The sequence below is a fragment of the Paracoccus wurundjeri genome, from assembly GCF_030678915.1.
Classification (GTDB): domain Bacteria; phylum Pseudomonadota; class Alphaproteobacteria; order Rhodobacterales; family Rhodobacteraceae; genus Paracoccus; species Paracoccus onubensis_A.
Genome location: NZ_JAUUTZ010000007.1, coordinates 152,072 through 166,291, shown reverse-complemented (window position 1 = coordinate 166,291; position 14,220 = coordinate 152,072). Strand labels below are relative to the sequence as shown.

11 protein-coding genes are annotated in these 14,220 nt (G+C 59.3%); 6 read left to right on the top strand and 5 right to left on the bottom strand.

Annotated features, from left to right (window positions below; genetic code table 11):
• Positions 1-112: 112 nt before the first annotated feature.
• From Q0601_RS09325 to Q0601_RS09315, 3 genes are all read left to right on the top strand, one after another.
• Positions 113-856: a cytochrome c biogenesis CcdA family protein gene (locus Q0601_RS09325; protein ID WP_305289423.1), complete on the top strand. Its 744-nt coding sequence runs from the start codon at positions 113-115 to the stop codon at positions 854-856.
• Between the two features lie 224 nt (positions 857-1,080).
• Positions 1,081-2,019, top strand: coding sequence for an arsenic resistance protein (locus tag Q0601_RS09320; protein ID WP_305289421.1), 939 nt, complete (start codon positions 1,081-1,083; stop codon positions 2,017-2,019).
• A gap of 82 nt (positions 2,020-2,101) precedes the next feature.
• Entirely contained in the window at positions 2,102-3,466 is a 1,365-nt protein-coding gene (locus Q0601_RS09315; RefSeq protein WP_305289419.1) for an aminotransferase, read from the top strand.
• A 9-nt stretch (positions 3,467-3,475) separates the two neighbouring features.
• On the opposite strand, the gene Q0601_RS09310 is transcribed toward Q0601_RS09315, so the two are convergent.
• A complete protein-coding gene (locus Q0601_RS09310) occupies positions 3,476-5,683 on the bottom strand; it encodes a ComEC/Rec2 family competence protein (protein WP_305289417.1) in 2,208 nt (735 codons plus the stop codon).
• 114 nt (positions 5,684-5,797) lie between these two features.
• Here Q0601_RS09310 and gltX point away from each other — a divergent pair, with 114 nt between their 5' ends.
• The 3 genes from gltX to Q0601_RS09295 all read left to right on the top strand — a co-directional run bounded on the left by gltX (position 5,798) and on the right by Q0601_RS09295 (position 9,327).
• Positions 5,798-7,195: a glutamate--tRNA ligase gene (gene gltX, locus Q0601_RS09305; protein ID WP_305289415.1), complete on the top strand. Its 1,398-nt coding sequence runs from the start codon at positions 5,798-5,800 to the stop codon at positions 7,193-7,195.
• A 72-nt stretch (positions 7,196-7,267) separates the two neighbouring features.
• Positions 7,268-8,560, top strand: coding sequence for a citrate synthase (locus Q0601_RS09300; protein WP_305289413.1), 1,293 nt, complete (start codon positions 7,268-7,270; stop codon positions 8,558-8,560).
• A 95-nt stretch (positions 8,561-8,655) separates the two neighbouring features.
• A complete protein-coding gene (locus Q0601_RS09295) occupies positions 8,656-9,327 on the top strand; it encodes an SDR family NAD(P)-dependent oxidoreductase (RefSeq protein WP_305289411.1) in 672 nt (223 codons plus the stop codon).
• Positions 9,328-9,438: 111 nt separating this feature from the next.
• Here Q0601_RS09295 and Q0601_RS09290 read toward each other — a convergent pair whose 3' ends face one another.
• The 4 genes from Q0601_RS09290 to gatB all read right to left on the bottom strand — a co-directional run bounded on the left by Q0601_RS09290 (position 9,439) and on the right by gatB (position 14,015).
• Positions 9,439-11,241 (bottom strand): aminopeptidase P family protein, encoded by a 1,803-nt coding sequence (locus Q0601_RS09290; RefSeq protein WP_305289409.1) that lies wholly within the window; start codon positions 11,239-11,241, stop codon positions 9,439-9,441.
• Entirely contained in the window at positions 11,238-11,930 is a 693-nt protein-coding gene (locus Q0601_RS09285) for a metal-dependent hydrolase (RefSeq protein ID WP_305289407.1), read from the bottom strand. The genes Q0601_RS09290 and Q0601_RS09285 overlap by 4 nt, the downstream gene beginning before the upstream one ends.
• 104 nt (positions 11,931-12,034) lie before the next feature.
• Positions 12,035-12,532, bottom strand: coding sequence for a DUF4177 domain-containing protein (locus tag Q0601_RS09280; protein ID WP_305289405.1), 498 nt, complete (start codon positions 12,530-12,532; stop codon positions 12,035-12,037).
• On the bottom strand, positions 12,501-14,015 hold the full coding sequence (gene gatB, locus Q0601_RS09275) for an Asp-tRNA(Asn)/Glu-tRNA(Gln) amidotransferase subunit GatB (protein ID WP_305289403.1): 1,515 nt from the start codon (positions 14,013-14,015) through the stop codon (positions 12,501-12,503). The genes Q0601_RS09280 and gatB overlap by 32 nt, the downstream gene beginning before the upstream one ends.
• Positions 14,016-14,220: the final 205 nt, after the last annotated feature.

Here is a 14,220-nt window from a genome sequence, read left to right as displayed (position 1 = left end):
AAGCGAAGATCCGGCGCGTGTCGCCGGGCCTGAACCCCGTATTTACCCTTTCACGCCGGGCCGTGGTGACAAGGATGTCTTCAGACGGCCACGACAGGAAGAACCAGTTGCCATGTTTGGAATAGAACTTGTAACAGCAGCCTTTCTTCCCGCCGCATTCGTGGCATTGCTGGCGGGTATTCTGTCATTTCTGTCGCCCTGTGTCCTGCCCATTGTTCCGCCATATCTCGCCTATATGACCGGGGTGAACGTGAATGGGCTGAAAACGGGTAAGCACAGCGCGGTACTACCGGCGATATTTTTCGTTCTGGGGCTGTCCACGGTATTTCTGGTCATGGGCTTCGCAGCCTCGGCATTCGGACGGGCGTTCCTGCAATATCAGGATCTTTTGGCCAAGCTGGCCGGGATCATGATCATCGTCATGGGATTGCATTTCCTGCATGTCTTCCGCATCCCGATTCTGGATCAGGAAGCCAGGATAGAGGCGGGCAAACAGGGTGGCGGGGCGTTCGGCGCCTATCTGCTGGGGCTGGCCTTCGCTTTCGGCTGGACACCCTGCATCGGCCCTCAGCTCGGCATGATCCTGTCGCTTGCCGCCACAGGGGGGGAGTTGTCGCGCGGAACGGGACTGCTGGCCATCTATGCGCTTGGTCTGGGGATACCGTTCCTGCTTGCGGCACTGTTTATCGAGCGCGCCATCGGCGTGATGAACCGGATCAAGCCCTATCTGAAGACCATCGAGCGCATGATGGGACTTCTGCTTCTGGTGGTCGGGATCATGCTGCTGACCGGCGCCTTCACCAATTTTTCCTATTGGTTGCTGGAAACATTTCCGGGCCTTGCCCAACTGGGGTGATTTTCAGTGCTGCCGCGGATAATCGGGCCTTTGCCGCGCAGCGCGTGATGCGGACCATTCCGCCCATGATTTCACATTTTGCGCCCTGGCCCCGATTTAGGTCATCTGCCAATCACCCCTGATGATAGAAGCGGCCTGTCAAAAGCCGTCTCTGGCCGGGTATATCCCGGAATGCCGATGCGTTATTGCCGGTGTCATCGGAAAGGGACAGCGAATTGCGGGACATGCTCGAACGGCAGCAGGTGTGGATTTACTTCGGTTGCGTGGTTCTTGCCGCTATGACAGCGGTTGCCGTTCCGGGAACGGAACGGTTTGAGGCCGCGATCAATCCGGCTCTTGCCCTCATGCTGTTCGTTACCTTCCTGCAGGTCCCCCTTGCCGATATCGGCAAGGGGTTCCGAGAGAGGCGCTTTCTTATTGCACTGCTGATTAGCAATTTCGTCGTAATCCCCATGCTCGCCTTTCTTCTGTCACGCCTGGCGATGGATGATACGCTGTTGCGGCTGGGTATCCTTATGGTGCTGCTGACGCCCTGCATCGACTATGTGATCACCTTCGCCCATCTGGGGCGCGCGGATGCCCGGTTGCTGCTGACCTCTACACCGATCTTGCTTCTGGTGCAGATGGTGCTGCTGCCGATCTATCTGGCCCTGTTTCTGGGAGAGGAGGCGGCCGATCTGGTGAATGTCGGGCCGTTCCTTTGGGCTTTCCTGTGGCTGATCGCCGTGCCATTCGTGCTGGCGGGTATGGTTCAGTTCTGGGCTGCCCATGATCGAAGCGGTGAAAAACTGGCCAAAAGTCTTGCGTTGCTTCCGGTTCCCGCGACGGCTTTAGTGCTGTTTCTGGTAGTTGCCGCCACTATTCCGCTTCTGAGCGAAGCCACAGGCCATGCCCTTTCCGCCCTTCCGCTTTATGTCGCTTTCGCGATCCTCGCTCCGCTGATCGGGTGGGGCATGGGCCGCGCCTTCGGATTGACAACCGAGGCGGGCAGGGCGATTGCATTTTCCTCGGGCACGCGAAACTCGCTGGTCGTTCTGCCTTTGGCCTTGTCTGTCCCGGGGGCGATCCCGGTTCTGCCTGCCGTCATTGTCACGCAGACGCTGGTAGAGCTGATTGCCGAGCTGATCTATATCCGCGTCATCCCAAGATTTCGGGCGTCATAAAATTGATCCCCATACCGACCATTGAACACGGCGAAAGCCAAAGGTAGCGTCGGTAAGAAATCAGTTTCCGGAAGGCAGGATCATGAATAAACCGCAAAGCTGGGAAGCACGCGCTGACGAATTTTCGATGTATGGCTTCACCGATCTGCCAAGCGTCAAGGCGCGCGGAACGGTCGTGGTCACGCATGGCGAAGGTCCCTATATCCATGACGTGAACGGGAAACGCTATCTGGACGCGAATTCCGGCCTTTGGAACATGATTGCCGGTTTCGATCACGCCGGATTGGCACAGGCCGCCAAGGCGCAATATGATCGCTTTCCCGGCTATCATGCCTTTTTCGGGCGGATGTCGGATCAGACGGTCATGCTGTCGGAAAAGCTGATCGAGGTTTCACCTTTTGACCGGGGCAAGGTGTTCTACACCAATTCCGGCTCGGAAGCGAATGACACCATGGTCAAGATGCTGTGGTTCCTGCATGGCAGCGAAGGCAGCCCGAAACGCCGCAAGATCCTGACCCGGTTGAACGCCTATCACGGGGTAACGGTTGTCTCGGCCAGCATGACCGGCAAACCCTATAACGAGGTCTTCGGCCTGCCGATGGAGGGGTTCATCCATCTGACCTGCCCGCATTACTGGCGTTTCGGTCAGGACGGCGAAAGCGAAGAGCAGTTCACGCAGCGCCTTGCCGCCGAACTTGAAGAAACCATTCTGCGTGAAGGTGCTGACACGATCGCGGGCTTTTTCGCAGAGCCGGTGATGGGGGCAGGGGGCGTCATTCCGCCCTCGGACGGTTATTTTCAGGCCATCCAGCCGATTCTGAAGAAACACGGCATCCCGCTGATCTCGGATGAGGTGATCTGCGGTTTCGGGCGGACCGGTAATACCTGGGGCTGCGAGACTTATGGATTCGTTCCCGATGCGATCATTTCCTCGAAAAACCTGACCGCTGGCCTGTTTCCGATGGGTGCGGTTATCCTTGGACCCGATCTGGCAGATCGTTTGCAGGCGGCGGCCGAGAAGATCGAGGAATTTCCGCATGGTTTCACCGCTTCGGGCCATCCGGTCGGTTGTGCCATCGCGTTGAAGGCCATCGATGTGGTGATGAATGAGGGATTGGCAGAGAACGTCCGCCGGCTCGCTCCGCGCATGGAGGCGGGACTTCGCGCAATCATGGAGCGCAGCGAGCATATCGGAGAATTGCGTGGCATCGGCTTCATGTGGGCGCTGGAGGCGGTGAAGAACAAGGCGACTAAAACCCCCTTTGACGCCAATCTGTCGGTCAGTGAGCGGATCGCCAATAGCTGCACCGACCTGGGATTGATCTGTCGCCCGCTGGGGCAGTCCATCGTGCTCTGCCCGCCCTTCATCCTGACCGAAGAGCAGATGGATGAGATGTTCGACAAGCTCGAACGGGCATTGACCAAAGTTTTTGCCGAGGTTGCATGATTGCGCAGTTCAGCCGGGGCTGCGATGCACTGCCGAGACGGTTTGGACAACCGGGTTGCCTGCCTTGAAATCAATCGCGACGGACCCGCTGTAACGCAGCGCGTAGTGATCGAATAACAGGCATTGCTGATCGCGTTTCTTCAGTCCGGTGCGTTCCGTCGCGATGACGATGCGCATCGGCAGACAAGCCGCTGCCGCCTGCGCGCCCGAGCCTTTGCCGGTGAAATGCCGGACCTCCCATCCGCCGGGAAGCATGGCGTAGCGTTGCTTCCTGTCGCCTGACCAGCCGGGACGCTTGGCCGATTCTTCTTGCGTGGCGATATCGCCATCCTGCCGCAGCCAGATCCTGGCGGTAAAACTGCCGCCTGCGGATTTGGATAATGCCCGCCCCGCTGGTGTCATCAGTCCCGCGGCTTCCCCTTGCGAGGCAATCAGAAGCATGGGACGTTCGGTGCGGACCCATAAGATTCCTGCCGCCGCCACCATGGTGATGCCGATGACGCATCCCAACAGGGGCGCGGCTATGTGCCGTAATGCGTTCCAGGGGCGCCAGCACAGGACCAGCAGGACCGCGCCAGCCCCGAGAAGCGGCAGAACCTGTGGTGCCGGTTGGATGATCGCTGTTACCGCGCCGTCTAGCCCGGCGATCCATTCGGCCATGAACAGCATCCATTCCGTGCCTAACCCCATGATCCACAAGGCCGGTCCGGCCAAGCCGAATGGCGCTAGCAGCCCGGCGATCACGCCTGCGGGCATGACCAATGTTCCCATCACAGGAACGACCAGCAGATTAGCCAGCAACCCGTAATGCGTCATCTGGTTGAAATGAGCAGCCGCAATCGGAGCGGTTGCCATCCCCGCAACCAGAGAACTTGTCACGAGCATGGCGAATGGCCGCAGCCAAAGCGGGATGTAGCAGGCGATACGCGTCCATAGGCCATAGATCAGGATTAATGCGACGGTAGCCGCGAAACTCATCTGAAAACCCGGTGAGGTCAGCGCCTCGGGCCTGAGCAGAAGGATTACGGTTGCGGCCAGCGCTACGGTGCGCAGGGAAATTGCCCGGCGATCCGCCAGTATCGCGCCCAGCATGACCGCCACCATGATAAAGGCCCGCTCTGTCGCGACGCCGCCGCCGGAAAGCCACAGATAGGTGGCGGCTGCCAGAAGCGCAAAAATTGCCGCGATCTTGTGGGCGGGCAGGGATCGGCCCGTTCCGGCAGCCTGCAGACCGACCATTGCATAGCGAAAGGCGGCATAAACGAATCCCGCCAGCATTCCCATATGAAGCCCCGATATCGATATGATGTGATAAAGATTCGAACCGCGCATGATCTGGTTGGTCGCTTCGAGAATCCCTGAACGATCGCCGGTCATCAATGCGGCTGCTACCGCGCCTTCCTGACCGCCGATCTGCTGCTGTATCTGTGCGCTTATCGCCATGCGCAGGCGGTGCATCCGCCATTTTCCGCCTTCGGGCGGGGCCAGATTGACGCTGGGAAGACGCGTATAACCAACCGCGCCAAGCCCCGAGAACCACGCGTTCCAGCGGAAATCGAATCCATGCGGAGACGCTGGACCGGGCGGCGGACCGAGATGGCCGGTCAGACGAATACGCTCGCCCAGTGCGGGCAGCGTGACTGCGGCCTGATCCATCAGTGACAGCCGGACCTGTCTTGGCGTCCGCTCCTTGCTGATATCCTGCAGGACGACCTGGTCCAGTGTCAGACGGATCCGGTCGCGGGCCGAGCGGTCGATCTGAACGACCATTCCCTCGACCGGGCCATAATACCGCCAGCCAAGGACCGGCGCGGCGACATGAGCCGAGCGGATTCCCATCAGGCCAACACCGGCAGCGACCAGAGCTATGGCGAAGCCGCAATTGCGTAGCGTTTCCGCCTGCCGCCATCCGATTCGGCCTTTTGCTGCAAGCGGGATCATGAGGTGCCGGAAAATCAGCCCGGATGCCGCCACAATCGCCACCAGCAACCATGACCGGCCAGCAGGGGCGAAAGGCAAGGCAAACCAGATCCCGATCCCCGTCGCGAGGCAACAGGGCAGCCAGGGTAGCAAGCCGGCCCGGCTTGCCAGAGCCGGGCCGGATCTGCGCGAACCGGTATGTCCTTTCCCGTTCATGCGGGCCGGAGCAAAACCCTGACCGGGCGGGGAGACCGGTTGCGCGGCCGGAACCGTTCCATTTCCGGGGAAGACTGTCATTCTTGTCCTTTCCGGGGCGGTTCTCTATTTCTGCTTACGAACCTGACACGACCGGGTTAAGAAATCGCTAACGCGGCATGTGTCATTTAGAAAATTCATCATCAGGAAAACCAGATGTCCGACAATATTCCGATCGTGACCCGTTTTGCTCCGTCTCCGACCGGTTATTTGCATATCGGCGGTGCGCGTACGGCATTGTTCAACTGGCTTTACGCCCGTGGCCGGGGTGGAAAATTCCTGCTGCGAATCGAGGATACCGATCGCGCCCGCTCGACTCCCGAAGCGACGGAAGCGATTCTGAAAGGGCTTGAATGGCTGGGCCTGGACTGGGACGAGGAACCCTGTAGCCAATATGCGCGCAAGGATCGTCATGCCGATGTCGCCCGGCAGATGCTGACCAACGGCGCCGCATATAAATGCTTTTCCACCACCGAGGAAATCGCCGCATGGCGCGAGGCGAATCCCCGGCAGCCGTTTCAAAGCCCCTGGCGGGATGCAAACGATCAGCCGGATGCGCCCTATGCGATCCGCCTGAAGGCTCCGCGAACCGGCGAAACGGTGATCGAGGATGCCGTGCAGGGGGTGGTCCGGGTGGCGAATGATCAACTGGACGACATGGTTCTGTTGCGCAGCGATGGTTCACCCACCTATATGCTGGCCGTGGTGGTGGATGATCACGATATGGGGGTTACCCATGTGATCCGGGGTGACGATCATCTGACCAACACCGCTCGCCAGGTCCAGATCTATGATGCGATGAACTGGCCGCGCCCGGTTTTTGCACATATTCCGCTGATCCATGGCGAGGATGGGAAAAAGCTGTCCAAGCGTCATGGAGCTGTGGGCCTGCATGAATTCGCGGCGCTGGGATATCCGGCTGTGGCGATGCGGAATTATCTGGCCCGGCTTGGCTGGAGCCATGGCGACGATGAATTATTCAACGATGCGCAGGCGCGGGAATGGTTCGATCTGTCCGGGATCGGACGTGCGCCGGCGAGACTGGACTTCAAGAAGCTTGAACACGTCAGCGGCCACCATATCGGCGAAATGGAGGATGCCGCGCTGCTGGCCATCACGGAAGAATTTATAGAGGAAATTGGTTCCAAGCCATTGACATCAATTCAGAAAGAACGGCTTGGATCGGCTTTAACAGTTCTGAAACAAAAAGCCCGTACATTACCTCAGCTTCTTGAGCAGGCGCGATTCGCCCTGATCGACCGGCCCGTTGAAATTGATGAAAAGGCAGCGAAGGCACTGAATTCGGAATCCCGTGGTATGCTGAAATCATTGACTGCCGCAGTGCAGCATGCTAGCTGGACGCGTGACGAGCTGGAGCGGTCGGCCAAGATCATTGCCGAAGAAAACGGTGTGGGTCTGGGCAAACTTGCAGGTCCGTTAAGGGCCGCTCTGGCCGGACGAACCGCCACCCCAAGCGTGTTCGATATGATGACGGCGCTCGGCCGCGAGGAAACGCTGGCCCGGTTGCGTGATCAAACGGAATTGGCAGGCTAGGCCTGCCCTCACTCGCCGGGGCCTCTCGCATGTTTTGCGCGTTTGGCCTGGCTTAGCTGAAAGGACGTTTTGATGGCTGATTCCAATAATGCCACACTGCGACTTAATAATGCCGAATATGAATTACCGATTCTCACACCGACTCAGGGGCCGAACGTTCTGGATATCCGTAAATTATACGGTCAGGCCGATGTGTTCACCTATGATCCCGGTTTCACTTCCACTGCCAGCTGCGATTCGACGATAACCTATATCGATGGCGATAAGGGCGAGTTGTGGTATCGCGGCTACCCGATCGAGCAACTGGCACAGAATTCCAATTATATCGAAGTTTGCTATCTTCTGCTTTACGGCGAACTGCCCAGCGCAGAGCAACTGACTGATTTTCAAAGCCGGGTCACACGCCACACCATGGTGCATGAGCAGATGCACAATTTCTTCCGGGGATTCCGCCGTGACAGCCATCCGATGGCTACGATGGTGGGGGTCGTCGGTGCAATGTCGGCTTTTTATCACGATTCGACCGATATCGGCGACGAATGGCAGCGTGAAGTTGCGGCGATCCGGCTGATTGCCAAGCTGCCGACGATTGCTGCAATGGCCTATAAATACGCGATCGGCCAGCCTTTCGTGTATCCCGATAACGAACTCGACTATGCGTCGAATTTCCTGAACATGTGCTTTTCGGTTCCGGCCGAGAAATATCACGTCGATCCGGCCCTGTCGAAAGCGGTGGATCGGATCTTCACGCTTCATGCCGATCATGAACAGAACGCCTCGACCTCGACGGTGCGTCTGGCCGGATCTTCGGGCGCGAATCCCTTTGCCTGTATCGCGGCGGGGATTGCCTGTCTCTGGGGGCCGGCGCATGGCGGCGCCAATCAGGCCTGTCTTGAAATGCTGCGCGAGATCGGGACCGTTGACCGCATCCCGGAATATATCGAAAAGGCCAAGGACAAGGACGATCCGTTCCGGCTGATGGGCTTTGGTCACCGGGTCTACAAGAATTTCGATCCGCGCGCGAAGGTCATGAAGGAATCCGCCGATGAGGTTCTGGACCTTCTGGGCATCCGCAACAACCCGACGCTTCAGGTTGCCAAGGAGCTTGAGAAGATCGCCCTCGAGGATGAGTATTTCGTGTCCAAGAAGCTTTATCCGAATGTCGATTTTTATTCGGGCATCATTTTATCGGCCATGGGCTTCCCGACCTCGATGTTCACGCCGATCTTCGCCTTGTCGCGCACCGTCGGCTGGATCGCGCAGTGGAAAGAAATGATCAGCGATCCGCAGAACAAGATCGGTCGCCCCCGGCAGCTTTATGTCGGCAGTGATAAGCGGGATTATGTCGAGCTTGCCAAACGCTGACCGATCTGGATGACATGGAATATGAGGGCCTCTTCGGAGGCCCTTTTTCATCGTGGGGCTTGCACCGGGGGAATGGCAGTGGCAAGTGATCCGGTATGAATGAAAATGACAAATCGGACTCTCCCAGACTTGCCGTGATTACCGGCGCTTCGCGCGGGCTGGGGGCGGCTTTGGCCGAGGAACTGGCAGCGCGTGGATACCATGTGCTTGCGGTGGCCCGTACAGTCGGTGCGCTTGAAGAACTGGATGATCGTATCCGGGCGACGGGTGGCGCGGCCACTTTGGCGCCGATGGATGTGGGCGAAGCCCCCGCGATGCAGCAATTGGCCGAGGCGATCGCGAAGCGCTGGGGCGGGGTGGATCTGTGGGCGCATTGCGCCGTGCATGCCGCGCCATTGTCTCCTGCGCCGCATATCGATGGCAAGGACTGGTCGAAATCGCTGCTGGTCAATACCGAATCCGTGCGCGGGCTGATCGTTCTGCTGGAGCCTTTGCTGCGCGCGCGTGACGGAACCGCGCTGTTCTTTGACGATACCCGCGCCGGGCAGAAATTTTTCGGTGCATATGGTGCGAGCAAGGCGGCCCAGATTGCGCTTGCGAAAAGCTGGCGGGCCGAGACGGTCAATACCGGCCCGCGCGTGGTCATCGCCGAGCCGGCCGCGATGCCGACCTCGGTAAGGGCAAGATTCTTTCCGGGCGAGGATCCGAAAACGTTGACGCCCTGTAAATCCGAGGCCGCACGGATCCTGGACGAACTGGCGGAATAACGGTCGGGCGGATTGACCGGATGGAATGATGGGCGAGGGAGGGGCGCTGCCCCTCTCGTCGCGACGCTTCTCACTCCCCCGGGATATTTTCGTGAAGAAGCAGCAGGATGTTCAGGCGATGGGTGTGGTGGCCTTATACAGCCAGTTCCGGGTTTCGGAATCTAGCAGCGGGGAAAGCTTGTCGCGGACGCGCAGGTGATAGCGATCGAGCCATTCCGCCTCGTCACGGGACAATGCCTGCCGGTCGATGCAGCGCCTGTCGATCGGACAGAGCGTCAGGGTTTCGAAGCCCAGCATGTTACGGCCCGGCTCGGCCTCGGCTGTGGTTACCGCAAGCAGGTTTTCGATCCGGATTCCAAAGGCGTTTTCGCGGTAATATCCCGGCTCGTTCGACAGGATCATGCCGGTTTCAAGGGGCAGGTCGCTGGCGCGGCTGATGCGGACCGGTCCTTCATGAACGCAAAGTGCTGCGCCCACGCCGTGGCCGGTGCCGTGATCGTAGTCCAGCCCCTGTATCCACAGGAATTGCCGGGCCAGGGCATCCAGATGCGCGCCAGTGACGCCTGTCGGGAAACGGCTGCGACTGATGGCGATCATACCGCGCAGAACGGCGGTATAGGGGGCGATGGCCGCTTTCGGCGGCTGACCAAGCGGAATGGTGCGGGTGATATCGGTGGTGCCGTCGGGGTATTGCCCACCGGAATCGATCAGCAGCATGTCATTTTCGGCCAATCGGCGATTGCTGGATTCCGTGACGCGGTAATGCACGATGGCACCATTCGGCCCTGCGCCGCTGATGGTATCGAAACTGATATCGGTGATCCCCTCTTCGCGGCGCAGGGATTCGAGTTTGCGCACCACGTCTATCTCGGTCAGACTCGATGGCGGGGTGACCTCCAGCCATGCCAGCAGGCGGGTCATTGCCACGCCATCACGAAGATGTGCGGCATGCATTCCCTTTAACTCAACGTTGTTTTTCCGGGCCTTTGGCATGATTGCGGGATCGGGAGCGCTGGCAATCGCGGTTCCGGCCTGTTCCAGCAGGCGAAAAGCCGCTTCTGGCGCGGTTGCGGGATCAAGCCGGATGGTGCCTTCCAGATCCTGCAAGGCGGCGGCCATTTCTTTGGGAGGGCGGATGGTCACGTCATTGCCCAGCTTTTCGCGCAGTTGGCCATCGAATTTCACGGGATCGGCGAAGAGTGCGACATGGCCGTCATCTGACAGGATCGCAAAGCTTTGTACGATGGGATTCTTGGGCACATCCGTGCCGCGAATATTCAACAGCCATGAAATAGAGTCCGGCAGGGACAGGAAGGCGGCGGATTGCCCGCAATCGCGCAGCCCTGCCGCCAGCCGCGCCCGCTTGTCGGCCGAGCTTTCGCCCACCAGCGCGTCGTCATGCGCCCGTGCCCGGCCTTGCGGCGGCGCGGGACGGTCGGGCCAGATATCATCGACCGGATTGCTTTTGACTGCGACCAACTCGATGCCGCTGCTTTCAAGCCCTTTGCGCATTGCCTCGATTTCCCTGCGGGTATGCAGCCACGGGTCGAAACCCACCCGTCCACCATCGGGCAATGCCTCGCGAAGCCAGATCGAGGGTCGGGTTTCGGGCCAGGGGACCGGAGTGAAATGCGCAAGGTCGATCTGCGATTTCACCTGTACGCGGTAGCGTCCGTCGATGAACACCCCGGCCTGTTCAGGCGTGATGATCGCAAATCCCGCGCTGCCGGTGAAACCGGTCAGCCATGCCAGCCGGGCATCGGCATCGGCGACATATTCGCCTTGATGCGCATCGGCGCGTGGCACGAAGAAAGCATCAAGCTTCATCGCTGCCATACGTTCTCGCAGCGTGTTGAGACGAGTCGCGTGATCGCTGCCGCCCGCAGGATCGTTGAAAGATTGAAATGCGCTCACAATTCGATGGCCTTCAGAATCTCGGGCTCGATCACGGTAACGCCGGGAAGGCCGCTGGCCAAAGCCTCTGCCGATTGTTCCAACAGAGGGAAAGTCTTGTAATGGCAGGGAATGACGGTCTTGAAGTCGAAATATTTTCTGGCGGCGAAGGCGGCGCGTTTCATATCCATGGTGAAATGCCCGCCAGCGCAGAGAATACCGATATCGGGCTGATGATATTCGGCCATCCATTCCATATCGGCCATGATGTCGGTATCGCCGCTGAAATAGATCACATGCCCTTCGCCGGCGATCATGTAGCCCGATTCATGACCGGCATAGATCGGCCCGTCGGAACCGTCCATCGAGCTGGAATGGCAGGCATTGACCATGGTCACCTTGGCGCCACCAAGATCGACGGTGCCGCCCTTGTTGAAACCGATACCTTCGATGCTTTCGCGCGTGGTCCAGTGGTTGATCAGGTCATAGATGCCGGCAATCGGAATGTTCAGTTCCTTTGCGATAGGCAAAGCGTCTGCGACGTGATCCCCATGACCGTGAGTCAGCAGGATATGGGTTGCGCCGGAGATTGCTTCCTGCCGCCTGTCTTCCGGGAAGACAGGATTGCCGGTAACCCAGGGATCGATCAGGATCACCGCGTTCTCGATTTCAAGCCGAAAGCCGGAATGCCCAAGCCAGTTCAGTTTCATCGCAATCTCCTTTCTGGAACTTGCGGGCAGGTTAACGCGGGCATCCAGCCGTGGCCAGCCGCAGTTTGAACGGGCAGGGGCAGAGAATGGCGTGAGGCCGGGCGTCAGTCGTTTCGAACCGGGGGCGCGGTATCGGAACCGGCCGCGGCAGGAGCATCCTTTGCAGGTTCAGCGGCTGGTTTCTGGGGCTCGGGTTTCGTCTGGACAGGCCGGATCTCGGGTTCGCGCCGCTCCTCGCTGGCTGGATCGGCCGGCGTGACCGGTGCAGAAACCGAAGATGCACTGTCTTGCCCGGTCTGCGACGTGGCGCGACGGAAAATCAAGAGATTATGATAAACGGTCGAGCGGCCGGTCAGGCCGGTACGTTCCTCGCTGGGCAGGACGTCGGCGCGAATATATTCCCACCCATCCGCGGCCATCCGGTTGAGTTCGCCTGTCAGTGCCAGCGCATAGCGTTCGCCCGGTGTTTTGGCGTCTTTCGCTTTCTCGCCGCGAAGGGGGGCCGGGATGGCGGTATATTCGAATTGCATGCTTTGATCCTGCATCACGTTATCGCGCGGGGCGACCGGATTATCCGCCCAGCTTCTTGCTGACAAGTTCATTGACCGCCGCCGGGTTCGCCTTGCCGCCGGTGGCTTTCAGCACCTGTCCGACGAACCAGCCCGCCAGCTTGGGATTTTGCTTCGCCTTTTCGACCTGCCCGGGATTCGCGGCGATGATCTCATCGACGGCCTTTTCGATGGCACCCAGATCGGTGACCTGTTTCATGCCGCGGGATTCGATGATCTGAGCCGGATCGCCGCCCTCGGTCCAGAGGATCTCGAACAGTTCCTTGGCGATCTTGCCCGAGATGTCGCCCCTGGCGATCAGGTCGATCACCCCGCCAAGCTGACGCGAGGAAATGGGCGAGGTCTCGATATTCAGCCCTTCCTTGTTCAGCCGCCCGAACAACTCGTTGATAACCCAGTTTGCGGCTTGCTTGCCATCGCGACCTTGCGCCACCTCTTCGAAGAAATTGGCGTTCTCGACATCGGCGGTCAGGACACCAGCGTCATATTCCGACAATCCCATATCGCGCACGAAGCGGGCTTTCTTTTCGTCCGGCAATTCGGGCATGCTGGCCGCGATATCATCGACCCATGCCTGTTCGATTTCCAGCGGCAGCAGATCCGGATCGGGGAAATAGCGGTAATCATGCGCCTCTTCCTTGCTGCGCATGGACCGGGTTTCGCCCTTGTCAGGATCGTAAAGCCGGGTCTCCTGCACGACCTTGCCGCCATCCTCGACAATGGCGATCTGGCGGCGGGCCTCAACGTCGATGGCCTGCTGAATGAAGCGCATCGAGTTCATGTTCTTGATCTCGCATCGGGTGCCCAGATGGCTGAAATCGCCTGTTTCGATATATTTCTCATACGCGCCCGGAGGGCAGATCGAGACATTCACATCGGCGCGCAGATTGCCGTTCTGCATATTGCCGTCGCAGGTGCCCAGATAGCGCATGATCTGGCGCAGCTTGACGACATAGGCGGCGGCTTCCTCGGGGCTGCGGATATCGGGGCGGCTGACGATTTCCATCAGGGCGACGCCGGTGCGGTTCAGGTCCACGAAGGACATGTTCGGATCCATGTCATGGATCGATTTTCCGGCGTCCTGTTCGATATGGATCCGCTCGATCCGCACGCGACGGGCGATGCCGGGGGCCATGTCCACGATCACCTCGCCCTCGCCCACGATGGGATGATAGAGTTGGCTGATCTGATAACCCTGCGGCAGGTCGGGATAGAAGTAATTCTTGCGGTCAAAGGCCGAACGCAGGTTGATCGCCGCTTTCAGGCCAAGGCCGGTCCGCACCGCCTGTGCCACGCAGAATTCGTTGATGACCGGCAGCATTCCTGGCATGGCGGCATCCACGAATGCGACATTACTGTTCGGCTCTGCCCCAAATTCGGTCGATGCACCCGAGAACAGCTTGGCCCTGCTTGCGACCTGCGCATGCACCTCCAGCCCGATGACCAGTTCCCAGTCGCCCTTGGCGCCAGCAATGGTTTTCGGTTCGGGAGCGGTGAAAGAGAGATGGTCAAGCATGGAAATCCCGTTGTCGCTGTGGCGGTGTTGCAGCGGTTTTAGGGCAGTGTGCGGCGCTTGTCACGGGGCGCGATGCGATAAGATTGCGGCCGTTGTTTGGTCGGCCTAACTTGCCGGATCAAATCGTCAGGCGATGAAATACCGCTGATCACGCGATATCTCCGTCCAAATGGCGGGTGAGTTACGCGATTCCGGCGTGAAATCG